Origin of the sequence: Achromobacter sp. JD417 (genome assembly GCF_041879325.1) — a bacterium.
Classification (GTDB): domain Bacteria; phylum Pseudomonadota; class Gammaproteobacteria; order Burkholderiales; family Burkholderiaceae_B; genus Achromobacter; species Achromobacter mucicolens.
The window spans coordinates 2,798,587-2,822,152 of record NZ_CP087159.1 but is presented as its reverse complement, the minus strand read 5'-3'; the positions used below and the strand labels follow the sequence as shown (position 1 = coordinate 2,822,152).

Below are 23,566 nucleotides of genomic sequence, written 5' to 3'. Positions count from 1 at the left end.
TTGTTGTTGATGCACGGGTAGCGCATCTTATCGCCGGACGGCGCCGCCCTTGCCGGTCAGCGCCCCAACACATCGATGATGCGCTGGGCGATGTACTGGCCGTGAGTTTCCAGCGCGAAGTGGCCGGTGTCCAGCAGTTCAACCACGGCATCCGGATTGTCGCGACGATAGGCCTCGGCGCCCGGCGGAATGAAGAACGGATCGTTGCGCCCCCAGATTGCCAGCGTCGGCACCTGGGCCTGACGGAAGAACGCCTGGAAAGCGGGGTATTGCGTCAGGTTGTTCGCGTAGTCCAGAAACAGATCGAGCTGGATGTCCTTGTTGCCCGGCCGTTCAAGCAGGGCCGCATCCAGCGTATAGCCTTCGGGCGCGACGCTGTCCGGATCCGCCACGCCGTGCACGTACTGCCACTTGGTGCCTTCGAAGTTCAGGATGGCGTCGTGAACGGTCTGGCGGTTTGCGGGCGACGGGTCGTTCCAGTAGGCGCGGATGGGCGCCCACGCGTCGCCCAGGCCGTCGAGATACGCGTTCCCGTTCTGCGAAACGAGGCCGGTCACGCGCTCGGGGTGCGCCACCGCAAGCCGCAAGCCGGTCGGCGCGCCGTAGTCGAAGAAATACATCGCGTATCGGGTCAGCCCCAGTTCGTCCACAAACGTTTCCAGCGATTTGGCCAGGTTGTCGAAGGTGTAGCGGTAGCCGCGCTCGGCCGGAACTTCGGTGAAGCCAAAGCCGGGCAGATCGGGCGCGATGACGCGAAAGTGCGCGGCCAGTTGCGGAATGACATTGCGGAACTGATGCGAGGACGTGGGAAAGCCATGCAGTAGCAGGAGCACGGGCGCTTGCGGGTCGCCGGCTTCGCGGTAGAAAAAGCGCAGGCCATCGGCTTGCGCATGGCGGTAGTGGACGGTGTGGTCGGGCTGGGCGTTCATGAGGATCTCCGGTATTCGGGCAAGGAATGACGATGGGGTTTCGAAGCTTCACGGCACAGTCTACGCATTTTGAGTAACCTGGCAATATCAGTTTTACTGGTTACGAAGGGAGGATTTGGCGCGGCCATGAAAAAGCCCGGCATGAGCCGGGCTGGAAACCATCGATCGTCGTCATTTCGCCTTGGCGCTGGCGTCCGCCGCCTCGCGCTGCCGGAACGCCGCAACCTTGTGCCGGTTGCCGCACAACGCCATGCTGCACCAGCGCCGCTTGTGCGAGCGCGTTCGGTCGTAGAACCAGAGCGAGCACGCATCGCTTTCGCATTTGCGTACCAGGCCGAAGTCGCCATGCGCCAGCAGATCGGCGGCCGCTTCGGCCACCGGCAGCAGCCATTGCGCCGCCGTCTGCGAGGGATAACGGCGCGACACCACCAGGCTGCCATCGTCTGCCGGCGCAAGCTCGAGGTGACTGCCGCCCGCCGCCAGCGCGCGATTCAGCGCGGAAAGCGCCAGCGGTGCGTGCGCCTTGCGCTGGGCGACCAGCTCTCGGACGGTTTCGCGCAGGCCGCGCGCGCTTTCCAGCAAACCGGACGGCACGGCGCCCTGCGCGGCGTCGACACCCGCTAGCGACAGCCAGCCCGCCACGTCCGCATCCGACTGCCATCGGTCGACTGGGCCGGCGCTGCTCTGCTCGACGGTGTTGATCATGTCCAGGGCGACGTGGTCGCCCAGTTGTCGGAATTCGGGTGCGTGGCTGGTGTTCATGATGATCTCCGGCGACAGTGTAACCCTTAAAAATAAACGATAAAAGTTACAAAATCATAGGGCGGCATTACGCCGCCCAGCACGCATTGTCATTCCGCCCCGCTCAGTTGCGCGGTTCCGGCAGCGGAATATATTCAGTCTCGTCGCCGGGCACGATCTGATCGAAGCGCGTGCGTTGCCAATCCTGCTTGGCCTGTTCGATCCGGTCCTTGCTGCTGGACACGAAGTTCCACCACACGAAGCGCGGACCGTCGAGCGGTTCGCCGCCCAGCAGCGCGAAGCGCGCGGCAGTTTTGGCGCGGATCTGCACCGGCTTGCCCGGGGCAAACACCACCAGGCGACCGCTCTCGTATTCCTGGCCGTCGATTTCCACCGTGCCACTGGCCAGATAGGCAGCGCGTTCTTCGTGCTCGGCCGGCAGCACTGTCGTGGCGCCCGGTTGCAGTTGCAGGTCGCCGTAGAACAGAGGCGACAGCGTCTTGACCGACGAGGTCTTGCCGAACATCGAACCGGCGACGACCTGGGCACGCACGCCCTCGCCTTCGACCACCGGCTGCGCATCCAGGCCGTAATGCACGAAACCCGGAGCGGTTTCTTCGTGCGCCTTGGGCAGGCCAACCCAAATCTGCAGACCCGAAAGCCGCTGCGGCGCGAGGCGGCTTTCCGGCGAGGAGCGTTCGGAGTGCACGATCCCCCGGCCGGCGGTCATCCAGTTCACTTCACCGGGCAGGATGGTTTGCGTGTTGCCTGCCCCGTCGCGGTGGACCATGGAGCCTTCGTACAGGTAGGTGACGGTGGACAGCCCGATATGCGGATGCGGCCGCACGTCGATGCCGGTGCCGATGTCGAAGTCCGCCGGACCCATCTGGTCCAGGAAGACGAACGGACCGACGCTGCGGCGCTGCATGGAAGGGATGGCGCGGCGGACGGAGAATCCGCCCAGGTCGCTGGTGCGCGGCACCACGACGGTTTCGATCTGGCTTTCGCCGGCTTGGGACAGGGTCGACATGGTGCAATGCTCCGCAATGGATTGGCCTGAGGCCATCTTAATGGCCTCAGGGCCGGTAATGGGGGGTAATTGGGTGAGCCGGGCGGATTCCAGGATCCGCCCGGCGGTTGGCGTCAGGCCAGGTCGAACACCAGCACTTCGGCGTCCTTGCCGCCCGACAGCTCGACGCTGCCGGCGTCGGTGATCGCCACGGCGTCACCGGCATTGAGCGCGGCGCCGTTGACGGTCACGCTGCCGCGGGCCACATGGACCCAGGCGCGGCGGCCGGCGGCCAGCGGCAGCGAGGCCGACTCGTCGCCATCGAACAGGCCTGCGTACAGACGCGCGTCCTGATGGATCTTCATCGATCCGTCGATGCCGTCGCCCGACACCACGGCCTGCAGACGGCCACGCTTTTGCGCATCGCTGAAGGCGCGCTCTTCGTATTCCGGCGCAATGCCAGTCACGTTGGGCTCGATCCAGATCTGCAGCATGTGCGTTTCGGCATCGGGGCGGGGATTGAACTCCGAGTGCATCACGCCGCGGCCGGCGCTCATGCGCTGGACGTTGCCGGGCTGGATTTCCGAGCCGCTGCCCATGCTGTCCTTGTGAGCGATCGCGCCATCCAGCACATACGTGATGATCTCCATGTCCCGGTGACCGTGCGTGCCGAAGCCGCGGCCCGCGGCGATGCGGTCGTCGTTGATGACGCGCAACGCGCCAAAGCCCATGTGAGCCGGATCGTAGTAGTTGGCAAAGGAGAAGGTATGGAACGAATCGAGCCATCCGTGATTGGCGTGACCCCGTTCAGCAGCGCGGCGGATCGTAAGCATGGTGAACTCCTGTTTCAATAATATGAATGGTTAGGGCTGCGTCTTGGCTGGGTTTTCTGCCTTGCCGTTTGTCTGCAACCCCGGCATGAGTGATATTCTGCGCGCCCTGACCGCCCGTTTTGGCGCTATATTTTGATGACTTCGTTCAAATTTTTTGAATACCCACTGTTGCCGCCCTTCCATGCAGCCCATCACGCCCGAACTCCTCGTCCTCGTTGACGCCATCGCACGCCACGGCAGCTTCGCCAAGGCCGCGCGCGAACTGGGTAAGGTGCCCTCCGCCGTCACGTACTCCATCCGCAAGCTCGAAGATGGCCTGGACGTGCTGCTGTTCGACCGGTCGGGGCATCGGGCGCTCTTGACGCCAGCGGGCGAGGCGCTGCTCAAGGACGGCCGGCATCTGCTGCAGTCGCTGGACGAACTGGCCAGCCGGGTCAAGCGCATCGCAACGGGGTGGGAGGTGCAGCTGCGCATTGCGGTCAGCGCGGTGCTGCCGTGGCGGCCCATCTATGACCTGATCGATGAGTTCCATGCGGTGGGCAGCGCCACGACGCTGCGTTTCTCCACCGAAGTCCTGAGCGGCAACTGGGATGCGCTGACCTCGGGGCGCGCGGACCTGGTGATCGGTGCGGGCGCGGCGGGCGAGCCGACGGGCCCTTATCGCTCGCAGGCGATCGGCGTGATGCAATTCGGGTTCTGCGTGGCGGCGAACCATCCGCTGGCCGCCCTGCCCCAGCCGCTTAGCCGCGCCGACATCACGCGCTACTGCGCAGTGGTGATTGCCGACACGTCACGCAACCTGCCCGTGCAGTCGCGCGGCATTCTGTCGGATCAGCCGACGCTGGTGATGCCGTCGATGCAGGCCAAGATCGAGGCGCAGGTGCGCGGCCTGGGCTGCGGCTATCTGCCGCTGACGCTGGCCGCGCCCTACCTGGCGCAGGGTCTGCTGGTGGTATGTGAGACGGATGAGGGCATGTCCCTGACGGAACATGTTGCCTACGCCTGGCGGGCGGAGCCGCCGGGCGAGGCCATGAAGTGGTGGCTGCAGAAGTTGAAGTCCCCGCGTCTCTGCGAGAGCCTGCTCGGGCTATAGACCGGTCCATCGGACCGGCCCATTGCACGGCTATTCGTCTTCGATGCCCAACTCGCGCAGTTTGCGCGTGATGGTGTTGCGGCCGATCCCCAGACGGGAGGCGGCTTCCACCCGGCGCCCGCGGCTGGCATCCAGCGCGCTTTGCAAGAGGATCTTCTCGAACTGGCGGGTCAGCGTCGCCATGACGGCCGGTTCGCCGCGCTCCAGCCGGTACTGCGCGTCGCGCAGCAGCGAATCCTGCCAATTGCGCGGCGCGGCGTCGCCTGCGGCTTGCTCGGCGTACGCGCCGGCTTGCACCACGGTGCCCACTCCCGCGACGGGCGGGGCGGCCCGCAAGGGCGCCGCCGCGCCCGGCTGCGGCTGGTGTTCCATGGCCCGGATCTCGGGCGGCAGGTCCACGCGGTCCACCGTCTGGCCGGGCGCCATCACCGTCAGCCAATGGCAGAAGTTTTCAAGCTGGCGCACGTTGCCGGGAAAGTCGAACTTGGTCAGCACGGCCAGCGCCTCGGGCGTCAGCCGCTTGACGGGCACGCCCAGCGTGCGCGCGCTGGCGGTCAGGAAGTGCTGGGCCAGCGCGGGAATGTCCTCGACACGCTCGCGCAGCGGCGGCAGCCGCAGCCGGATCACGTTCAAGCGGTGAAACAGGTCTTCGCGGAACAGCCCCTGCTCGACCCGTTGCTCCAGCGGCTGGTGCGTGGCGGCCACGATGCGCACGTCCACGCGCACGGGTTGCGCACCGCCCACGCGGTAGAAGCTGCCCTCGGCCAGCACGCGCAACAGGCGCGTCTGCAGTTCGATCGGCATGTCGCCGATTTCGTCCAGGAACAAGGTGCCGCCGTGCGCCTCTTCGAAGCGGCCGCGGCGCAGATTGTTGGCGCCGGTGAAGGCGCCGCGCTCGTGGCCGAAGAGTTCGGCTTCCAGCAGGTCGCGCGGGATGGCCGCGGCGTTCAGCGCCACAAACGGTCCGCTGGCACGCACGCCGTGGCCGTGCAGCGCGCGGGCCACCAGCTCTTTGCCGGTGCCGGACTCGCCGGTGATCAGGACGGTGACCTTGGACTGGGCCAGCCGGCCGATCGCGCGAAAGACTTCCTGCATGGCGGTGGACGACGATTGCGTCATCATCCAGCGCTCGTTGTTCTGGGACGCCTCGCCCTGCCCCTCCGGGCTTTCGGGCTGCGCCGATTCCTGCATGGCGCGCTGGATCAGCGCGACCGCCTCGTTCACGTCGAACGGCTTGGCCAGGTAATCGAACGCGCCGCCCTGAAACGCGGACACGGTGCTGTCCAGGTCGGCGAACGCCGTCATCACGATGACCGGCAGGCCAGGATGGCGCTCTTTCAGTTGGCGCAACAGCTCCAGGCCGTTGCCGCCGGGCATCCGGATGTCGGACACCAGCGCCACGGGCGTTTCACGCGAAAGCGCCTCCAGCACGTCGGCCGATTGGGAAAAACTGCGGGTGGGGACGCCAGCGCGGGCCAGGGCCTTTTCGAGGACCCAGCGGATGGCCTGGTCGTCGTCGACGATCCATACGGGTTTCATCAGTTTGCGGGCTCCATCGGGAGGACCAGGCGAAACTCGGTGCGCCCCGGTCGGGATTCAAATTCGATGATGCCGCCGTGCTGTTGCACGAAGTCCTGCGCCAGGCTCAGGCCCAGGCCGGTGCCGCCCGCCCTGGCCGTGACCAGCGGGTGGAAGATGCGGTCGCGGATGTGTTCCGGCACGCCAGGACCGTTGTCGATGATTGACAGCACCAGCGCCAGGCGGTGCTGACGGTGCGCCAGCATGACCTGCCGCGCGACACGCGTGCGCAGCGTCACCACGCCGGGTTCGGTCTGCGGACCTTGCGGACGCGCCACAAGTTCCTGCGCGGCATTGCGCGCAACGTTGAGCACGGCCTGCATCAGGCGGGCGGCGTCGCCCTTCAGCTCCGGCACCGAGGCGTCGTAGTCGCGCTGGATCGTGACGTCGTTGCGGAACTCGGCCTGGATCAGCGCGCAGACGCGCTCGCAGATTTCATGGATGTTCACCGGCCGCGCATTGAGCGGCACACGTTGCGGACCGCTCAGGCGGTCCACCAGCGCCTGCAGGCGGTCGGCTTCGGAAATGATGACCTGGGTGTACTCGGCCAGGGCCGCGCTGGGCAGCTCGGCCTCCAGCAACTGCGCGGCGCCGCGCAGTCCGCCCAGGGGATTCTTGACCTCATGCGCCAGGTTGCGCAGCAGTTCACGGTGGGCTTCGATCTCATCAACCAGCCGGTGGTTGCGATCGGCCAGCACACGTTGCTCGATTTCGCGCGTTTCGATCAGTACCGGCCAACGCTGGCCGGTCAGTCCCACGGTGGTCACCGAGACTTCCACGGATTCGGTGGCGCGGCGCAACGAGGCCAGTTGCCTCACGTCGGCGTACCTGCCGCCCGCGGCGCGGTCGATCGATGACTGGATGTTCTCAGGGTTGTCGTACAGGGTGGCGGCTGAGTGCCCGCCAAGTTGCTTGCGCGAACGGCCGAAAAGGTCCTCGGCGGCTGCGTTGGCGTATTCGATGTGGCCGCGCTCGTTGACCAGGAAAACTGACGTGGCTAGCAGATCGAGAGCTTCAACATTCATTTTCAACGTACCCGAATGGACAGGGGAAAGCGGAACGCGTCCGCGACGGGCGAGCCGGCCCGACGCCCTGCCCGCCGGCGCGGCGCCGGGCGGGCAATTCATCGGGCGGCTACCTGGTGGTGCGCGTGGTGTGGGCCCTGGTTTCTGCCTACATCATCGCGCTCCCCCCAGCCACGGCCTCAAGACATCAGAGGCTGTAGTACATGTCGAATTCGACCGGGTGCGTCGTCATGCGCAGACGCGTCACATCGGCCATCTTCAGGTCGATGTAGGCGTTGAGCATGTCGTTGCTGAACACGCCGCCACGGGTCAGGAACTCGCGATCCTTGTCCAGGGCTTCCAGCGCTTCTTCCAGCGAGGCGCAGACGGTCGGGATCTTCGCGTCTTCTTCCGGCGGCAGGTCGTACAGGTTCTTGTCGGCCGGATCGCCCGGGTGGATCTTGTTCTGGACGCCGTCCAGGCCGGCCATCATCAGGGCCGAGAAAGCCAGGTACGGGTTGGCCAGGGGATCCGGGAAGCGCGTTTCGATGCGGCGGCCCTTCGGGTTGCCAACGTACGGAATGCGGATCGAAGCCGAGCGGTTGCGGGCCGAGTAAGCCAGCTTCACGGGCGCTTCGAAGTGCGGGACCAGACGCTTGTACGAGTTCGTGCCGGGGTTGGTGATCGCGTTCAGGGCACGGGCGTGCTTGATGATGCCGCCGATGTAGTACAGGGCGAATTCGGACAGGCCGGCGTAGCCGTTGCCCGCGAACAGGTTCTGGCCGTCCTTCCAGATGGACTGGTGGACGTGCATGCCGGAGCCGTTGTCGCCAACGATGGGCTTGGGCATGAACGTGGCGGTCTTGCCGTAGGCGTGGGCCACGTTGTGCACGATGTACTTGACGATCTGCGTCCAGTCGGCGCGCTGGACCAGCGTGCTGAACTTGGTGCCGATTTCGAGCTGGCCGGGCGCTGCCACTTCATGGTGGTGCACTTCGACCGGCACGCCCATCTGTTCCATCAGCAGGCACATTTCCGAACGCATGTCCTGGAACGAATCGACCGGAGGAACGGGGAAGTAGCCGCCCTTCACGCCAGGACGATGGCCGGTGTTGCCGCCTTCGAACTCCAGGCCGGTGGACCAAGGCGCTTCTTCGGACTTGATCTTGACGAACGTGCCCGACATGTCGGTGTTCCAGGTCACGCCGTCGAACACGAAGAATTCGGGTTCCGGACCGAAGTAGGCGGTGTCGCCCAGGCCGGAGGACTTCAGGTAGGCTTCGGCGCGCTTGGCCAGCGAGCGCGGGTCACGGTCATAGCCCTTCAGGTCCGACGGTTCGACCACGTCGCACGACAGGATCAGGGTCGGCTCTTCGCGGAACGGATCCAGGTTGGCGGTGGAGCAATCGGGGATGAGGAGCATGTCGGAGGCTTCGATGCCCTTCCAGCCCGGAATCGACGAACCGTCGAAAGCCTGCCCGCTTTCCAGCTTGTCTTCATCGATAGCAGTGGTGGGCACGGAAACGTGGTGCTCACGGCCAACCGTATCGGTAAAGCGGAAATCCACGAATTTCACTTCGTTATCGGCGATCTGTTTCAGGACGTCTTTCGGGCTTGCCATGTCATCTCCATTAGATAAAAGGGTCGAGGGCTTTGCCCGTCGACTGGCATAAAAGAGGGAAGCAATAAGCGTGCCAGGTTTAACCCCGGTATTCCCGGGGGGAGGCAGGTCGGTCTTGGGGAAATGTAGCACCACTATGGTGCAAAAGGTGGGGCATGATCGCCCCATCTTGGTGCTTGCACCTTACAGGAACATTTCCTGTAGGTCATTGAGGAAGCGCCAGCCCAGCGGGGTTGCCCGCAGGCGGGTGGGATCGGCGTCCAGCAAGCCCCGTTTCGAGGCTGCCTCCAATTGGTGCGCAATGGCGGCCAGCGACAAACCGGTGCGTTCGTTGAACGCCGTCGCCGCCACGCCGTCTTTCAGGCGCAAGGCATTCAGCATGAACTCAAACGGCAGTTCGTCCGGACCGACGTGGCGGCTTTCGGCCAGGTGGCTGCCATCGCGGGCCATCGCCGCCTGCATCCAGGAATCGGGGTTCTTCAGGCGGGCCTCGCGCACGATGCGGTCATGGAACGACAGCTTGCCGTGCGCGCCCGGGCCGATGCCCAGGTAGTCGCCGAATTCCCAGTAATTCATGTTGTGTCGGCTCCGGGCGCCGGGCTTGGCGTAGGCCGAGACCTCGTAGCGCGCCAGCCCCGCCGCGGCCAGCTCGGCTTCCACCGCGTCCTGCATGGCGGCGCTGGTGTCATCGTCGGGCAGGTCCTCGGGCGGAAACTTTGCGAAGACCGTGTTCGGTTCCATCGTCAGGTGGTACAGCGACAGGTGCTCGGTGCCGAACGATATGGCCTCGCGCAGATCGGCCGTACAGGCCTCGAGCGACTGGCCGGGCAAGGCAAACATCACGTCCAGGTTGACGCGGGGCGCCGCCCGCTGCGCCATGTCGATCGCCGCGCGCGCCTGCGCGGCATCGTGGATGCGGCCCAGCTTTTTCAACTGGGCGTCGTCAAAGCTCTGAATGCCCAACGAAAAGCGCGTGACCCCGCTGGCCGCGTAGTCCCTGAAACGGCCGGCCTCGGCCGTGCCCGGATTGGCCTCCATCGTGATCTCGGCGTCGGGCCACAGATTCAGGTACGCCCGCAACATCGCCAGCAGCTCGTCCAGGCCGGCGGCCGACAGCAGACTGGGCGTGCCGCCGCCGATGAAGACGGAAATCACCTGCCGGCCCCAGATGGACGGCAGCGATTGTTCCAGGTCGCTGCGCAGCGCGTCCAGATAGGCACGCTCGGGAATTTCGCCCGGCGCGGCATGCGAGTTGAAATCGCAGTAAGGGCATTTGCGCACGCACCAGGGCACGTGGACGTAGACGGAAAGGGGCGGCAGGCTGGTCAGCGTGGCGCCAGCAGGCACGACGAGGCGCGACTTAGGCGCACCCATGTCGTTGCGGATGGGAATGATGATGGACATGCGGAAAATTCCTGGCGCCTTGCCGGCGCCGTGTTCAAGCGTTGCCCATCTTGCTGAGCAGCTCGCGCAGCGCCCGTGCGCGGTGACTGACCCGGTTCTTTTCGTCGGGATCCAGCGACGCGGCGGTCAGCGCCATGTCGGGCAGGTAGAAGTGCGGATCGTAGCCGAAACCGTTGGCGCCTTCGGGCACATCGATGATCTCGCCATGCCACAGGCCCTCGCCGATGAGCGGGCGGGGATCGTTCTCGGAACGCACCAGCGCCAGAACCGCCACGTACCAGGCGCTGCGGTCCTCGACCGATGCCAGGTTGCGCACCAGCAACGCATTGTTGGCCGCATCGGACTTCTCGCCGCCGTGCATCTTGGCATAGCGGGCCGAATAGACACCGGGTGCGCCATCCAGCGAGGCCACGCACAGGCCCGAGTCGTCCGCCAGCGCGGGCAGCCCAGTCAAGCGGCTGGCGTGGCGCGCCTTGGCCAGCGCGTTTTCGACGAAGGTGACGTGCGGCTCTTCGGCTTCCGGCACGCCCAGTTCGCCCTGGGGCACCAGCTCAATGCCCAGCGGCGCGAACAACGCGGAGAACTCGCGCAGCTTGCCGGCATTGTTGGACGCCAGGACGACGCGGCGCAGGGAGTCGGGAATCTTGGGGGATGTCATAGGGCGGATTGTATAGGGGTGCGCCTGCGGCGGGCGCGCATTCCACGATGATGGCGCGGGTACCACGCCCGGGTGAATTGCTTGTTGACACTTTTGTAACAGCGCCCGAAGATTGCACGTCAACGATTCGGCGCAACAACGCAGACATATTTTGTTGTCAATATGACCCATCTTGTCACTGATCGTTTCTCAATGCCCCGGCGATGAACTCCATTCACGCTTTGCCACGGCCTGCGGCGGCCCGTGCTCCCCATCACCATCCCGGCGGAGCGCCCGCCCACGCCAGCCTGGCTGGCATCCTGCGCGAAAGATTGTTGCGTCCGCGCTTCCAGCCGGTGATCGACCTGTCCCACAGCCGGATCTATGGGCACGAAAGCCTGATCCGCGGTCCCGCCGACACGCCACTGCACTATCCCGATGCCCTGTTCGCCGAGGCGCGCCGTCAAGGCTTGCACCCGCAGCTTGAACTGGCCAGTTTTCGCGCGGGCGCGCGGGGGTTCGAACAGAACGACGCCGCCGGCAAGCTGTTCCTGAACCTGTCCGGCTCTGCCCTGCTCCATTACTGGACCCTCTGGGGCTACGACATGCCCGCCCGGCTGCTCAAGGATTGCGCCCTGGAGCCCGCCAGCATCGTTGTCGAGCTTACCGAACAGGATCCCCTGTCTGACCGCATGGCCGACCTGCACAACGCGTTCGCGTGCCTGCGCGAAGCCGGCATGCGCATCGCGCTGGACGATTACGGGGTCGGCAATTCCAACCTGCAGCTCTGGGCGGAAACCCAGCCCGAGCTGGTCAAGATCGACCGTTACTTCTTTGACGGCATCGGCCACGACGAGCGCAAGCAGAACATGGTGCGGGCCATCCTGAAGGTGGCCCAGCATCTGGGCACGTCGGTCATCGCCGAAGGCATCGAAACCGCCGAAGACCTGGCCGTCGTGCGTGAGCTGGATATCCGCTACGCGCAGGGCTGGTTCCTGGGCATGCCCGAGGAAATCCTGCTGACCGAACTGACGCCGCCGCTGCGGGATTCGCTGCGTTCCCGCACGTCGGCGCCCGTGTCGCAACGCGCCGCCGGCGGCACCGCCGTCAGCCTGCGCGTCGAAGCGCCGGCCGCGCTGCTGACCAAGCACACCAACGATGACGTGCATCGTCTTTTCATCGAGCACAAGAATCTGCACGCCGTGGCAGTGATCGACGCCGACAACCGGCCGGTCGGCATCATCAACCGGCGCGACTTCTCGGAACACTACGCCCAGCGCTACACGCGCGAGCTCTTCGGCCGCGACGCCTGCTCGACCTTCATGAACGCCGAGCCGGTGCTGGTGGATGTCAACGTGTCCATCGACCAGCTGAGCCACGTGCTGATTTCCGAAGACCAGCGCTACCTGATGGACGGGCTGATCATCACGCGCGACGGCCGCTACGACGGCCTGGCCACCGGCGAAACGCTGGTGCGCTCGGTGACCGAGATGCGGATCGAGGCGGCGCGCTACGCCAATCCGCTGACGTCCCTGCCCGGCAACATCCCCATCAGCAGGCACATCGCCACGCTCCTCGAAGACGCCGCCGACTTCACCATCTGCTACGGCGACCTGAACAACTTCAAGCCCTTCAACGACGTGTACGGCTATTGGCGCGGCGACGACATGATCATGCTGACCGCCGACGTCATCAAGCGGCACTGCGATCCGCAGCGCGATTTCGTGGGACACGTGGGCGGCGACGACTTCGTGGTGCTGCTGCGCAGCCCCGACTGGAGGGCGCGCATCGAGCGCATCATTGCGGAATTCAACGAGGAAGCCGTGGCCCTGTATGACGAACAGGGCCGCCGCAACGGCGGCATCGAGGCCGAAGACCGGTACGGCGTGCCGCGCTTCTTTCCGTTCGTGACGCTGGGCGTGGGCGCCCTGACCGTCACGCCCTCGTTATGCGAGCGCATCCGCCCTGAGGACATCGCCTCGGCGGCCGCCCATGTCAAGCACAAGGTCAAACACGGGAATCTGTCGCTCGTGGCCGAGCGCTACACCGGCGCCGCCCTGCCGCAACTCACCGGCTGAGGCCTCGCGCGCCGCGGCCTGCGCCCCCTGCGCGATCTGGAATTTGGCCACGGCCCGGCGCGGTCCTTGCGCCTGGGATTCCAGCGCCGCCGCGGCAGCCGCCGTCTGTTCGACCATTGCGGCCGTTTCCTGCGTGGCTCGTTCGATATCGGCCACCGCATGGTTGACCGACGCAATGCCGGCGGCCTGCTCGGCGGTGGCATTGGAAATCTCGGTCACGATCTGCGTCACGCGATCGACCGAAGCCACCATGTCGCGCATGGTGTCGCCCGCCAGATTCACATGACGCACGCCCGCATCCACGCGCGCGGCCGAATCCTCGATCAGGCCCTTGATCTCGCGCGCGGCCTGGGCGCTGCGTTGCGCCAGCGACCGCACTTCGCCCGCCACCACGGCAAACCCCTTGCCCTGCTCGCCCGCGCGCGCCGCTTCCACGGCTGCGTTGAGCGCAAGGATGTTCGTCTGGAACGCAATGCTGTCCACCACGCCCACGATCTCCCCGATGCGCCGCGCGCTATCGGCGATGCCCTGCATGCTGTGCACCACTTCATCGACGGCCTGGCCGCCGCGCTGCGCCAGCTGCGTGGCGCTCGCCGCCTGGCGGCTCGCCAGGTCCGCGTTGCCGGCGGTCATCTGAACGGTATGGGCCAGCTGGGTCATGTTGGCCGCCGCTTCCTGCAGCGAGCCAGCCTGGCGCGCCGCGCGGTCCGACATATCGGCGCCGCCCGCCGCAATCTCGCCCGAGCCGGTGTGGATCTCTTCCACCCCCAGACGGACCGAGGCCACGGCGGCCGACAGCCCCGTCTGCATGCGGCGCATGGCCGAATACAGGACGCCGATTTCGTTGTCGCCGCGTTGCGTGATCACGCCGGTCAGGTCGCCGTCTGCAATGCGGTCAAAGTGCGCCCCCGCCTCGTTCAGCGGCCGCACGATGCTGCGGCGGAATCCCAGCCGGATCAGCACTGCCAGCACCAGGACGAAACCCAGCACGGCCGCCGCCACCACGATAACCCGTTCAAGCGTGCGGCTTGCGCCGGCCACCGCCTCCTGCCCCTGTTCGCGGGCGTAGGCCTGGTAGGCCTCGGCCTGCTTCACATACGCAGCCCCGCTGGCCGGCAGCGCCTTGTCCGTCAGCCGGTTGACCTCGATGCCGTTCCACCCCTGGATCGCGGTGCGCATCGGCACGAGCGTCTGGTCGGCAAAGGCGGCATACGCCGTCAGGACCTGGGCAAACAGCGGCGCGCCCTGGGCGCTGTCGTCCGGGTTGGCGCGCAGGCGCGCCAGACTGGCAGCGGCCTGCTTGAGCAGTCCATCGGCCTGGGCCAGCGATGCGTTGCGCGCGTCTTCCAGCCCGCCTTCCATCGCCGTCTTGGCGTCCGTGAGCGCCGCGCGCGCCTGGAACAGACGGCTGGTCATGTCGGCCAGATCGCTCGCCCTTTCGATGCTGCCCCGCCCCAGGGCCTCGATATCCGCGCGGTTGTCGCGCAGGACCGTGATGCCCGCTGCCGCGGCAAGCGCGAACAGCACAACGAACAAGGCAAGAATGGCCGACAGCGCCGTCGTTACCCTCAGATTTTTTCGCATATCCATCCGTGTGTTGCGTGGCCGCCCGTGCGGCAGTGCAACGGATTATGGACACCCAGTTTGGCAATTTCTTGACACAACCTCGGATGGGACGTGTCGCACTGCCGTCATGAAGCGGCGCTTTTGCGATCAGGAACCCTGTATTAATGATTTGTGAATTGGCACATGCGCGGCCTTGCGGCACATTCGATCCTGTCCCGAACCATTCCTTCAATCAGAAAAGCCAGTCACATGCTCCAAGCCTCCCACGCCTACCAGGACATCCGCGAAGCCGTCCGCGACCTCTGCGCGCAGTTTCCCTCCGAGTATTTCCGCAAGGTCGACGAAGAACGCGGCTACCCCGAGGACTTCGTGCGCGCCCTCACCGAAGCCGGCTGGCTGGCCGCCCTGATCCCCCAGGAATACGGCGGTTCGGGCCTGGGCCTGACCGAAGCCTCGGTCATCATGGAAGAGATCAACCGAAGCGGCGGCAACTCCGGCGCATGCCACGGCCAGATGTACAACATGGGCACGCTTCTGCGCCACGGATCCGAGGCCCAGAAGCGCGAATACCTGCCCCGCATCGCCGCCGGGGAACTGCGGCTGCAGTCGATGGGCGTCACCGAGCCCACCACCGGCACCGACACCACCAAGATCAAGACCACCGCCGTCAAGCGCGGCGACCGCTACGTCATCAATGGCCAGAAGGTCTGGATCTCTCGCGTGCAGCACTCGGACCTGATGATCCTCCTGGCGCGCACCACGCCGCTCGATCAGGTCACGCGCAAGTCCGAAGGCATGTCGATCTTCCTCGTTGACCTGCACCATGCGGTCAAGCACGGCATGTCGATCCGCCCGATCCCCAACATGGTCAACCACGAGACCAACGAGCTCTTCTTCGACAACCTGGAAATCCCGGAAGAAAACCTGATCGGCGAAGAAGGCAAGGGCTTCAAGTACATCCTGGACGGCCTGAACGCCGAACGCACCCTGATCGCCGCCGAATGCATCGGCGACGGCTACTGGTTCGTCGACAAGGTCACCGCGTACGCCAAGGAACGCATGGTCTTCGGCCGCCCGATCGGCCAGAACCAGGGCGTGCAGTTCCCCATCGCGCGCGCGCACATCAACGTCGAGGCAGCCAGCCTGATGCGCTACGAAGCCTGCCGCCTATTCGACGCCCACGAACCCTGCGGCGCCCAGGCCAACATGGCCAAGCTGCTGGCCGCCGACGCGTCCTGGGAAGCGGCCAACGCCTGCCTGCAGTTCCACGGCGGCTTCGGCTTTGCCACCGAATACGACGTCGAGCGCAAGTTCCGCGAGACGCGCCTCTATCAGGTGGCCCCCATTTCCACCAACCTGATCCTGTCGTACGTCGCCGAACACATCCTGGGCCTGCCCCGCTCCTTCTGACATGCCAACTTCCGACATGACCGCAGACAAAGACACCCCGCACCTGAGCGCCGAACTCGCCGCCTTTGCCGCCAACCTGCGCTACGAAGACATCCCCGCCCCGGTGCTGCGCCGCGCCGAAGACCTGCTCCTCGATTGCCTGGCATCCATCCTTGCCGGCGCGTCCGCCCGCGCGGTCCAGGCGATCGACCGCTATGCCGCCGCAATGGGTCCGGCCGATGGCCCCAGCGAAGTCCTGATCACCCGCCGCCGCACCACGCCGCTTTTTGCCGCCATGGTCAACGCGGCGGCCGCGCATGTGGTCGAACAGGACGACGTGCACAATGGCTCGGTCTTTCACCCCGCCGCCGTGGTGTTCCCTCCCGCGCTGGCCGTCGCGCAGGCGCTGGGGTCGTCGGGACGCGATCTGCTTACCGCCGCCGTCGCCGGCTATGAGGTCGGCATTCGCGTGGGCGAGTTCCTCGGGCGCTCGCACTACAAGATCTTCCACACCACCGGCACGGCGGGCACCCTGGCTGCCGCCGTCACCACGGGGCGGCTGCTGGGCCTGTCCCCCGAACAGATGCTGCACGCACTGGGCTCGGCGGGCACGCAAGCCGCAGGCCTGTGGGAATTTCTGCGCGACGCCGCCGACTCCAAGCAGTTGCACACCGCCAAGGCCGCCGCCGACGGCATCACCGCGGCCTACCTGGCGCGCGAAGGCTTCACGGGCGCCCGCCACATCCTGGAAGGCCCGCAAGGCATGGCGGCCGGCATGTCCACGGACGCCGACCCCAGCCGCCTGTGCGACCGGCTGGGACAGCGCTGGGCGCTTGCCGAGACCTCATTCAAGTTCCATGCCTCTTGCCGGCACACGCATCCGGCGGCGGACGCGCTGCAACAGGCGCTGCGCGACAACGACCTCACCGAGGCCGACGTCGAGCGCGTCGTGGCGCATGTCCACCAGGGCGCCATCGACGTCCTTGGCCCCGTCGTCAATCCGCAGACGGTGCACCAATCCAAGTTCTCGATGGGCACGGTGCTGGCGCTGATCGCGCGCCAGGGCCGCGCCGGGCTTGCCGAGTTCGACGCGGGCCTCGACGACCCCGGCGTGGCCGCCTTCCGCGGCAAAGTCGAAATGGCCCTCGACCCGGAAGTCGACGGCGCCTATCCGCAACGTTGGATCGGCAAGGTCACGGTCTACACCCGCGACGGCCGCGTGCTGCATGGCCGCGTGGACGAACCCAAGGGCGATCCCGGCAACACGCTCAGCCGCCCCGAAATCGAGGACAAGACGCTCAGTCTGGGCCGCTACGCCGACGCGGCGACAGAGCAGGAACTGCGCGGCCTGATCGCGACGATCTGGGGGCTGGAGAAGCTGGGCAAGGTTGAGACGCTGCTGCCGCGGTAATTCGGGCGTCTCTGCAAAGTGTCTGACACCCTGCGGGCACAACCGTCAGTTGCCGGCTATCTCACAAGGGTGTCAGACACCGTGTCGTGATTGTGGGCGACGCTGCAAGGTGTCTGACACCCTGCGGGCACAACCGTCAGTTGCCGGTTATCTCACCAGGGTGTCAGACACCGTGCTCGCACGGCGCACAATTCGCGTGGCTTACGCCAGCGCGGCGCGTTGCGCCTTCACCAGATTGGCGATGCCGTTTTCCGCCAGCACCAGCATCGTGTCCAGCTCCCCGCGTGTGAACGTGGCGCCTTCGCCGGTGCCCTGCACTTCCACGAAGGCGCCGCTGCCCGTCATGATGACGTTCACGTCAGCGTCGCAAGCCGAGTCTTCCAGGTAGTCCAGGTCCAGCACCACCTGCCCGCGCACCAGGCCCACGGACACCGCGGCCACCGCGTCGCGGATCGGGCTGGCGGCCAGGTCGCCGCGCTTCATCAGCAGCGCCACCGCGTCAGCGGCCGCCACCCAGGCCCCGGTGATGCTGGCGCAGCGCGTGCCGCCGTCGGCCTGCAGCACATCGCAGTCCAGGTGCAGGGTGCGTTCGCCCAGCGCCTTCATGTCGAACACGGCGCGCAAGCTGCGTCCGATAAGGCGCTGGATTTCCTGCGTGCGGCCGCTTTGCTTGCCGCGCGCGGCCTCGCGGTCGCCGCGCGTGTGCGTGGCCCGCGGCAACATGCCGTATTCAGCCGTTACCCAGCCTTCGCCCTTGCCCTTCAGAAAAGGCGGTACCTTGTCCAGGACGCTTGCCGTACACAGCACGTGGGTGTCGCCCGCCTTCACCAGCACGGAGCCTTCGGCGTAACGCGTGAACCCGCGCTCCAGGCTGAACGGACGCAGTTGGTCGGCGGCGCGGCCCGACGGCCGGGCAATGGTGGGGATGGTGGTCACAACGGGCTCCAGACTTGGCTTCGATTCGCGGCATTGTACGGGCAGGCGCGCCGGGACAATCGCGCTTGGAGTATCCTGCCGCGATGTATCCGGTTGAAAACACAGACCCGCAGCCCAGACCCTGGGCGCCGCGGGCCCCGGCGCAACCGGCTCCCACCTCAGGAATTACCAGGACTCGCACACCATGATCCGCAGCATGACCGCCTTCGGCAACGCCCGAGCAGACTTAGAACAAGGCACTCTCGCCATAGAACTGCGCAGCGTCAACAGCCGTTTTCTCGACCTGTATTTCCGCCTGCCCGACGAACTGCGCCACGTGGAAACGCCGCTGCGCGAACTGCTGACGGCCAATCTGGCACGCGGCAAGGTCGAAATCCGCGTGTCCTTTACCCGTGCGGCCAATACCGATCTGTCCAAGCTGGATCCCGCCTGGCTCGACAGCCTGGCCGAACAGCTGCAGGCCGCGCGCCGCATCATCCCGGACATCGCCTCCCCGCGCCTTGCCGAACTTTTCAACTGGCCCGGCCAGCGCGGCAACGATGCGCTGGATCCGCAGATCTGGGGCGCCGCCTGCCTGCAGGCCGCCCAGCAAGCGCTGACCCAGCTTCAGGAAGGCCGCGAGCGTGAAGGCGAGCGCCTGGCCGGCATGATGCGCGAATGCGCCGACGGCGTCGCGCGCGTGGTGGACATCGTGCAGGCGCATCTGCCGCAACTACTGGCCGACCACCGCGACCGGCAGGCCGCCAAACTGCGTGAAAGCGTGGAATCCGCGTTCCCCGGCGGATTCACGCATATTTCCGGCGCCGAACTGTCCGAGCGCCTGTCCCAGGAGGCCAACCTCTTTGCCCTGCGCATCGACGTGGCCGAGGAACTGTCACGCCTGCGTTCGCACCTGGAAGAACTGCGTCATCTGCTCTCGGACGGCGGCGGCAAGGCGGCGGCCGGCAAGAAGAGCGCCGGCAGCGCGGGTAAGCGCCTGGACTTCCTGTTCCAGGAAATGAACCGCGAAGCCAACACGCTGGGCTCCAAGGCAGGCAGCATGGAAGTCACCCGCGCCGCCATGGACCTGAAGCTGCTGATCGAGCAGATGCGCGAGCAGGCGCAGAATATCGAGTAAGGCGCGCCACGCCCCCCGCTTTACCGGCTCTCGCCGATCGCCGGTTCGCCCCGCAGCGCCGAATCCAGGTATTGGCTGCGGGCGCGAGCGTCCGGAAAGCGCATGTCGCGGTAATTGACGAACCGCGAACCGCGCGTCAGCCGGTAGCCGGCCCAGATCAGCAGGAAGAGCGGAATGCCGATGTAGGTGGCGACCACGCCGCCCCAATCGATCTTGTCCTGCAGGAACGCCTGGTAGTTCTGCCCCAGCGTGATGATCAGGCACAGCACGAACGCGAAAATCGGTCCGAAGGGAAAGAACGGGGACACATAAGGCAGATCCGCGAGGCTGTTGCCCTGCTTCACGTACCCGCGGCGGAAACGGTAGTGGCTGATGGCGATACCCAGCCACGCGATGAATCCCGTCATCCCCGAGGTGTTCAGCAGCCAGATATAGACGGCGTTGGGGCTGAAGATGAACGTGAAAAAGCACAGCGCCGCCACGACGGTGGTGGCCAGCAGCGCCCACAGCGGCACGCCGCCGCGCGAGATGCGGCCAAAGATGCGCGGCGCCTTGCCTTCCCGGGCCAGGCTGTAGAGCATGCGCGTGGCCGCGTACATGCCGGAATTGCCCGCAGACAGTACCGACGTCAGCACCACGGCGTTCATGACGGACGCGGCGCCCAACAGGCCGGCGCGCTCGAAAATCAGCGCGAACGGGCTGACGCTGATGTCCTCGACGTCGTTGCGCAGCAGGTGCGGATCGGTATAGGGAATCAAGAGGCCGATGACCAGGATGGCCGCCACGTAGAACAGCAGAATGCGCCAGAACACCTGGCGCACCGCGCGCGGCAGATTGCGCGCCGGATCCTTCGATTCGCCCGCGGCGATGCCGATCAGTTCGGTGCCCTGGAAGGAAAATCCCACCACCATGGCCACGCCGATCAGCGCGGCGAAGCCGCCGGCGAACGGCGCGTCGCCCACCGTCCAATTGGCCAGGCCGCCCGTCTCGCCGCCACGGATGATGCCCAGCAGCATCATCACGCCCATCGTGACAAAGGCCAGCACGGCGATCACCTTGATGAGCGCGAACCAGAATTCCGCTTCGCCAAAGCCGCGGGCGGACATGGCGTTCAGTCCGAATGTGATCGCCAGGAACAACGCGCTCCAGTAAAAGCCGGGCACGTCGGGAAACCAGTACGCCATGACGAGCTGCGCCGCCACCAGGTCGACCGCGACGGTCACCGCCCAGTTGTACCAATAGTTCCACCCCAGCGCGAAGCCGAAACCATCCTCGACATAGCGCGCGCCATAGGTTGAAAACGAGCCCGACACGGGCATGGCGGCCGCCAGTTCGCCCAGGCTGGTCATCAGGAAATACACCATGATGCCGATCAGCACGTAGCCCAGCAGCGCGCCGCCGGGCCCGGCCTTGGCGATGGTCGCGCCGGACGCCACGAACAGGCCGGTGCCGATCGACCCGCCCACCGCGATCATGGTCAGGTGGCGTGCGGACAGCGTGCGCCGCAATTCGGACGGCCTGCCCGCCTGCGCGTTGCGCGTGCCGCCGGAGCGGCGGTCATCGTGTTCCGATGGAGCCAAAATGCGTTCCTTCACGTCTGGATGGCGCTCGCGCAACGCCGCGCGAACGCCCTGGGATTACCGAGCAACGCGCGAGAATAGCGCAATCGGCCCCGACATGAAAAATCGCGGGCTGCGGGGGACGGATCAGCCGTTCAGCCTTCCGGCAGCGGCCCGTTTATTGAAACGCTGTTTCCATGAACGTGCGCAGCTTGCGTGAATGCAGCCGTTCGGGCGGCATGTCGCGCAGGCGCTCCAGCGCTCGAATGCCAATCTCCAGATGCTGGTTGACCTGACGCCGGTAGAAGGCGCTGGCCATGCCCGGCAATTTCAGTTCGCCGTGCAAAGGCTTGTCGGACACGCACAGCAAGGTGCCGTAAGGCACCCGGAAACGAAAGCCGTTGGCCGCGATGGTGGCCGATTCCATGTCCAGCGCAATCGCGCGCGACTGCGCAAAGCGTTCCACCAGATCGACGTGGTCGCGCAACTCCCAGTTGCGGTTGTCGATCGTGGCGACGGTGCCCGTGCGCATGATGCGCTTCAGGTCCCACCCGGACAGCCCGGCCACTTCTTCGACCGCCTGCTCCAGCGCCACCTGCACCTCCGCCAGGGCCGGGACCGGCACCCAGGTGGGCAGATCGTCGTCCAGGACATGGTCTTCCCGGACGTAGCCGTGCGCCAGGACATAGTCGCCCAGCCGCTGGGAGTCCCGCAGGCCCGCGCAATGGCCCAGCATCAGCCAGGCGTGCGGGCGCAGCACGGCGATGTGGTCGGTGATTGTCTTGGCGTTGGACGGCCCCACGCCGATATTGACCAGCGTGATGCCGGAATGATCGCCGCGCACCAGGTGATAGGCGGGCATCTGCGGCAGGCGCACCGGCTGGACTTCGTCGCCAGGTCCGCTTTCGCCGCGCCGCGTGATGCGGTTGCCGGGCTCGACTAGCATTTCATAGTCTTCGTTGCCGCTGGCCATCAGGGCGCGGGCCCGGGCGCAGAACTCATCCACGTAGAACTGGTAATTGGTGAACAGCACGAAATTCTGGAAGTGCGTCGGCGCGGTCGAGGTGTAGTGCTGCAACCGGTGCAGCGAATAGTCCACGCGCTGCGCGGTGAACGGCGCGAGCGGCTTGGGCTCGCCGTCCTTGCCGCGCCACGAGCCATTGACGATGGCATCGTCCGTGACTGCCAGGTCCGGCACGTCGAACAGGTCGCGCAGCGGGCGCTTGAGCGCCTCGAGGTGCTCGCCCTCCACGTAGGCGCCCTCGGGAAAGGCGAAATGCAGCGGAATCGGCGAATCGGACTCGCCCACTTCGACCGCGACCCGATGGTTCTGCAACAACTGGCCGACCTGCTCGATCAGGTAGTCGCGGAACAGCGCCGGCTGGGTGACAGTGGTTTGGTAGTAGCCCGGTTCGGCCACGTGGCCATACGAAAGCCGGGTGTCGATGGGGTCGTAGGTTTCCACCACGATGCGGATGGCCGGATAGCAGGCGCGGAATCGCGCGCTGCCGTTGCCGGTGCCCTTCAGGACCTCGCGGAACGCGGTACGCAGGAATGCGGTGTTGCGCGCATAGATTTCAACCAGCCGGTCGACGGCGGACACGGCGTCCTGGAAGGGTTCGAAGGGCAAGGCCTCGGGCCGGTTCATGGAGGACAAAGGGTGCACTGCGTTCATCATTGAGCTTTACTCCGCCTTCTTATTTGTCTTGCCTGCATCCTCGGCCGCGCGCGAAGCCGCTGGGCCGATGCGGTCGATTATGCCCGAGGCGATGGGCATTGAAATGTCATGCGGCGTTATTGGCGGCCGTATGGTTGCCGCCCAGCCGCGCACGCGCCAGATCTGACGATGCTGTTACGTCGCGCGGTGGGCGTGCGGTAACAGCGGGCGCCGGATTATGCTGCATTGCACTACAAATGTAATGAAACATTATTACACTATAATCATGAGGCGTTTCTTGCGTTCCGCCTGTAAACCGCTCCCCTTTCCGCCGGCTTGCCTATCAAGGCAAAGCCATGCCGCCCACTCCGATTTTTTGAAGTGACGTAATGACGCCGCCCACGCGAAAGTTTCGCTTTACCCAATTCCGCACGCCCGCATTTCTGTCAGCGCCCCTCTTGGCCCTGACGCTGTCCTGGATTCCCGGCGCCGCCCACGCCTCGCTGGCCGCCGAACAAGCCCGCCCCACCCTCAGCGGCCTGCGCCTGGCGCAAGAGCCCACGGTCCTGACGCTGCGCGAACGCGTCGTGCAGGCCGGCCTGGAGGCGATCGGCACGCCCTACAGCTGGGGCGGCGACGATGCCGACGGCTTCGATTGCAGCGGCCTCGTCCTGTATGTCTTCCGTGAAATCGCCGGCCTGGAGCTGCCCCGCACCGCGCGCGCCCAGCGCAGTGAAGGCAAGACCGTCTCGGCCAAGAAGGAATTGCGCCCCGGCGACCTGGTGTTCTTTGCCACCCGCGGACGCGGCGTGACGTCCCACGTCGGCATCTATATTGGTCAGAACAAGTTCGTCCACGCGCCGCGCCGCGGCACGAAAGTCCGGGTGGACGACATGAAGACCGCCTACTGGTCCAAGCGCTACCTGGGCGCCCGCGCCTACCTGGATACCCCGCCCAAGCAGTTGCTGGCCCAAGCCTCGCGCTAACCGCGGGACGCTTGGACG

General features: G+C 66.0%; 18 protein-coding genes and 1 pseudogene. 6 read left to right on the top strand and 13 right to left on the bottom strand.

What is annotated here, in order from left to right; translation table 11 throughout:
• Positions 1-56 precede the first annotated feature (56 nt).
• The 4 genes from LN047_RS13005 to LN047_RS12990 form a co-directional block, all read right to left on the bottom strand.
• Entirely contained in the window at positions 57-929 is an 873-nt protein-coding gene (locus LN047_RS13005; protein WP_373981950.1) for an alpha/beta fold hydrolase, read from the bottom strand.
• A 171-nt stretch (positions 930-1,100) separates the two neighbouring features.
• Positions 1,101-1,691: an ABATE domain-containing protein gene (locus LN047_RS13000; RefSeq protein ID WP_373981949.1), complete on the bottom strand. Its 591-nt coding sequence runs from the start codon at positions 1,689-1,691 to the stop codon at positions 1,101-1,103.
• Positions 1,692-1,794: 103 nt separating this feature from the next.
• Positions 1,795-2,700 (bottom strand): pirin family protein, encoded by a 906-nt coding sequence (locus LN047_RS12995; protein WP_373981948.1) that lies wholly within the window; start codon positions 2,698-2,700, stop codon positions 1,795-1,797.
• Positions 2,701-2,813: 113 nt separating this feature from the next.
• Positions 2,814-3,512, bottom strand: a complete 699-nt coding sequence (locus LN047_RS12990; protein WP_373981947.1) for a pirin family protein — start codon at positions 3,510-3,512, stop codon at positions 2,814-2,816.
• 181 nt (positions 3,513-3,693) lie between these two features.
• Here LN047_RS12990 and LN047_RS12985 point away from each other — a divergent pair, with 181 nt between their 5' ends.
• On the top strand, positions 3,694-4,605 hold the full coding sequence (locus tag LN047_RS12985; RefSeq protein ID WP_056317499.1) for a LysR family transcriptional regulator: 912 nt from the start codon (positions 3,694-3,696) through the stop codon (positions 4,603-4,605).
• A 30-nt stretch (positions 4,606-4,635) separates the two neighbouring features.
• Here the strand turns inward: LN047_RS12985 and ntrC are convergent, their stop codons facing one another.
• The 5 genes from ntrC to rdgB all read right to left on the bottom strand — a co-directional run bounded on the left by ntrC (position 4,636) and on the right by rdgB (position 10,870).
• Positions 4,636-6,144 (bottom strand): nitrogen regulation protein NR(I), encoded by a 1,509-nt coding sequence (ntrC, locus tag LN047_RS12980; protein ID WP_152384367.1) that lies wholly within the window; start codon positions 6,142-6,144, stop codon positions 4,636-4,638.
• On the bottom strand, positions 6,144-7,208 hold the full coding sequence (gene glnL / locus LN047_RS12975) for a nitrogen regulation protein NR(II) (protein WP_373981946.1): 1,065 nt from the start codon (positions 7,206-7,208) through the stop codon (positions 6,144-6,146). The genes ntrC and glnL overlap by 1 nt, the downstream gene beginning before the upstream one ends.
• Positions 7,209-7,395: 187 nt before the next feature.
• Positions 7,396-8,808 (bottom strand): type I glutamate--ammonia ligase, encoded by a 1,413-nt coding sequence (gene glnA / locus LN047_RS12970; RefSeq protein WP_056317488.1) that lies wholly within the window; start codon positions 8,806-8,808, stop codon positions 7,396-7,398.
• 183 nt (positions 8,809-8,991) lie between these two features.
• Positions 8,992-10,212 (bottom strand): radical SAM family heme chaperone HemW, encoded by a 1,221-nt coding sequence (hemW, locus tag LN047_RS12965; protein WP_373981945.1) that lies wholly within the window; start codon positions 10,210-10,212, stop codon positions 8,992-8,994.
• A 34-nt stretch (positions 10,213-10,246) separates the two neighbouring features.
• Positions 10,247-10,870 (bottom strand): RdgB/HAM1 family non-canonical purine NTP pyrophosphatase, encoded by a 624-nt coding sequence (rdgB, locus tag LN047_RS12960; RefSeq protein ID WP_373981944.1) that lies wholly within the window; start codon positions 10,868-10,870, stop codon positions 10,247-10,249.
• A gap of 203 nt (positions 10,871-11,073) precedes the next feature.
• Between rdgB and LN047_RS12955 the strand changes: the two genes are divergently transcribed.
• Complete coding sequence (locus LN047_RS12955; protein ID WP_373981943.1) at positions 11,074-12,927, top strand: EAL domain-containing protein; 1,854 nt, start codon at positions 11,074-11,076, stop codon at positions 12,925-12,927.
• 198 nt (positions 12,928-13,125) lie between these two features.
• On the opposite strand, the pseudogene LN047_RS12950 reads toward LN047_RS12955, so the two are convergent.
• Positions 13,126-14,511 (bottom strand): annotated as a pseudogene (locus LN047_RS12950) (methyl-accepting chemotaxis protein); the annotation flags it as partial.
• A 231-nt stretch (positions 14,512-14,742) separates the two neighbouring features.
• Here LN047_RS12950 and LN047_RS12945 point away from each other — a divergent pair.
• Together LN047_RS12945 and LN047_RS12940 are read left to right on the top strand one after the other, a co-directional pair.
• Positions 14,743-15,903, top strand: a complete 1,161-nt coding sequence (locus LN047_RS12945; RefSeq protein WP_056317477.1) for an acyl-CoA dehydrogenase family protein — start codon at positions 14,743-14,745, stop codon at positions 15,901-15,903.
• A 16-nt stretch (positions 15,904-15,919) separates the two neighbouring features.
• On the top strand, positions 15,920-17,293 hold the full coding sequence (locus LN047_RS12940; protein WP_175155423.1) for an MmgE/PrpD family protein: 1,374 nt from the start codon (positions 15,920-15,922) through the stop codon (positions 17,291-17,293).
• Positions 17,294-17,494: 201 nt separating this feature from the next.
• Here the strand turns inward: LN047_RS12940 and rph are convergent, their stop codons facing one another.
• On the bottom strand, positions 17,495-18,229 hold the full coding sequence (gene rph / locus LN047_RS12935) for a ribonuclease PH (protein WP_056317474.1): 735 nt from the start codon (positions 18,227-18,229) through the stop codon (positions 17,495-17,497).
• A 184-nt stretch (positions 18,230-18,413) separates the two neighbouring features.
• Between rph and LN047_RS12930 the strand changes: the two genes are divergently transcribed.
• Positions 18,414-19,346, top strand: coding sequence for a YicC/YloC family endoribonuclease (locus LN047_RS12930; RefSeq protein ID WP_056317471.1), 933 nt, complete (start codon positions 18,414-18,416; stop codon positions 19,344-19,346).
• Positions 19,347-19,366: 20 nt separating this feature from the next.
• On the opposite strand, the gene LN047_RS12925 is transcribed toward LN047_RS12930, so the two are convergent.
• Both LN047_RS12925 and LN047_RS12920 read right to left on the bottom strand, forming a co-directional pair.
• Entirely contained in the window at positions 19,367-20,926 is a 1,560-nt protein-coding gene (locus LN047_RS12925; protein WP_082586184.1) for an amino acid permease, read from the bottom strand.
• 157 nt (positions 20,927-21,083) lie between these two features.
• Positions 21,084-22,583: an AMP nucleosidase gene (locus tag LN047_RS12920; RefSeq protein ID WP_373981942.1), complete on the bottom strand. Its 1,500-nt coding sequence runs from the start codon at positions 22,581-22,583 to the stop codon at positions 21,084-21,086.
• Between the two features lie 368 nt (positions 22,584-22,951).
• Between LN047_RS12920 and LN047_RS12915 the strand changes: the two genes are divergently transcribed.
• Positions 22,952-23,548 carry a C40 family peptidase gene (locus LN047_RS12915; protein WP_056317465.1) on the top strand — a complete coding sequence of 199 codons (597 nt, stop codon included), beginning with the start codon at positions 22,952-22,954 and terminating at the stop codon, positions 23,546-23,548.
• Positions 23,549-23,566 lie beyond the last annotated feature (18 nt).

Excerpts from the sequence above, each read along its gene's own strand:
- glnA (WP_056317488.1), bottom strand. The coding sequence starts at position 8,808 with ATGGCAAGCCCGAAAGACGTCCTGAAACAGATCGCCGATAACGAAGTG.
- rdgB (WP_373981944.1), bottom strand. The coding sequence starts at position 10,870 with ATGACATCCCCCAAGATTCCCGACTCCCTGCGCCGCGTCGTCCTGGCG.
- LN047_RS12985 (WP_056317499.1), top strand. The coding sequence starts at position 3,694 with ATGCAGCCCATCACGCCCGAACTCCTCGTCCTCGTTGACGCCATCGCA.
- hemW (WP_373981945.1), bottom strand. The coding sequence starts at position 10,212 with ATGTCCATCATCATTCCCATCCGCAACGACATGGGTGCGCCTAAGTCG.
- LN047_RS12955 (WP_373981943.1), top strand. The coding sequence starts at position 11,074 with ATGAACTCCATTCACGCTTTGCCACGGCCTGCGGCGGCCCGTGCTCCC.
- ntrC (WP_152384367.1), bottom strand. The coding sequence starts at position 6,144 with ATGAAACCCGTATGGATCGTCGACGACGACCAGGCCATCCGCTGGGTC.
- LN047_RS12920 (WP_373981942.1), bottom strand. The coding sequence starts at position 22,583 with ATGATGAACGCAGTGCACCCTTTGTCCTCCATGAACCGGCCCGAGGCC.
- glnL (WP_373981946.1), bottom strand. The coding sequence starts at position 7,208 with ATGAATGTTGAAGCTCTCGATCTGCTAGCCACGTCAGTTTTCCTGGTC.
- LN047_RS13000 (WP_373981949.1), bottom strand. The coding sequence starts at position 1,691 with ATGAACACCAGCCACGCACCCGAATTCCGACAACTGGGCGACCACGTC.
- LN047_RS12945 (WP_056317477.1), top strand. The coding sequence starts at position 14,743 with ATGCTCCAAGCCTCCCACGCCTACCAGGACATCCGCGAAGCCGTCCGC.
- LN047_RS12990 (WP_373981947.1), bottom strand. The coding sequence starts at position 3,512 with ATGCTTACGATCCGCCGCGCTGCTGAACGGGGTCACGCCAATCACGGA.
- LN047_RS12940 (WP_175155423.1), top strand. The coding sequence starts at position 15,920 with ATGACCGCAGACAAAGACACCCCGCACCTGAGCGCCGAACTCGCCGCC.
- LN047_RS12915 (WP_056317465.1), top strand. The coding sequence starts at position 22,952 with ATGACGCCGCCCACGCGAAAGTTTCGCTTTACCCAATTCCGCACGCCC.
- LN047_RS13005 (WP_373981950.1), bottom strand. The coding sequence starts at position 929 with ATGAACGCCCAGCCCGACCACACCGTCCACTACCGCCATGCGCAAGCC.
- LN047_RS12995 (WP_373981948.1), bottom strand. The coding sequence starts at position 2,700 with ATGTCGACCCTGTCCCAAGCCGGCGAAAGCCAGATCGAAACCGTCGTG.
- LN047_RS12930 (WP_056317471.1), top strand. The coding sequence starts at position 18,414 with ATGATCCGCAGCATGACCGCCTTCGGCAACGCCCGAGCAGACTTAGAA.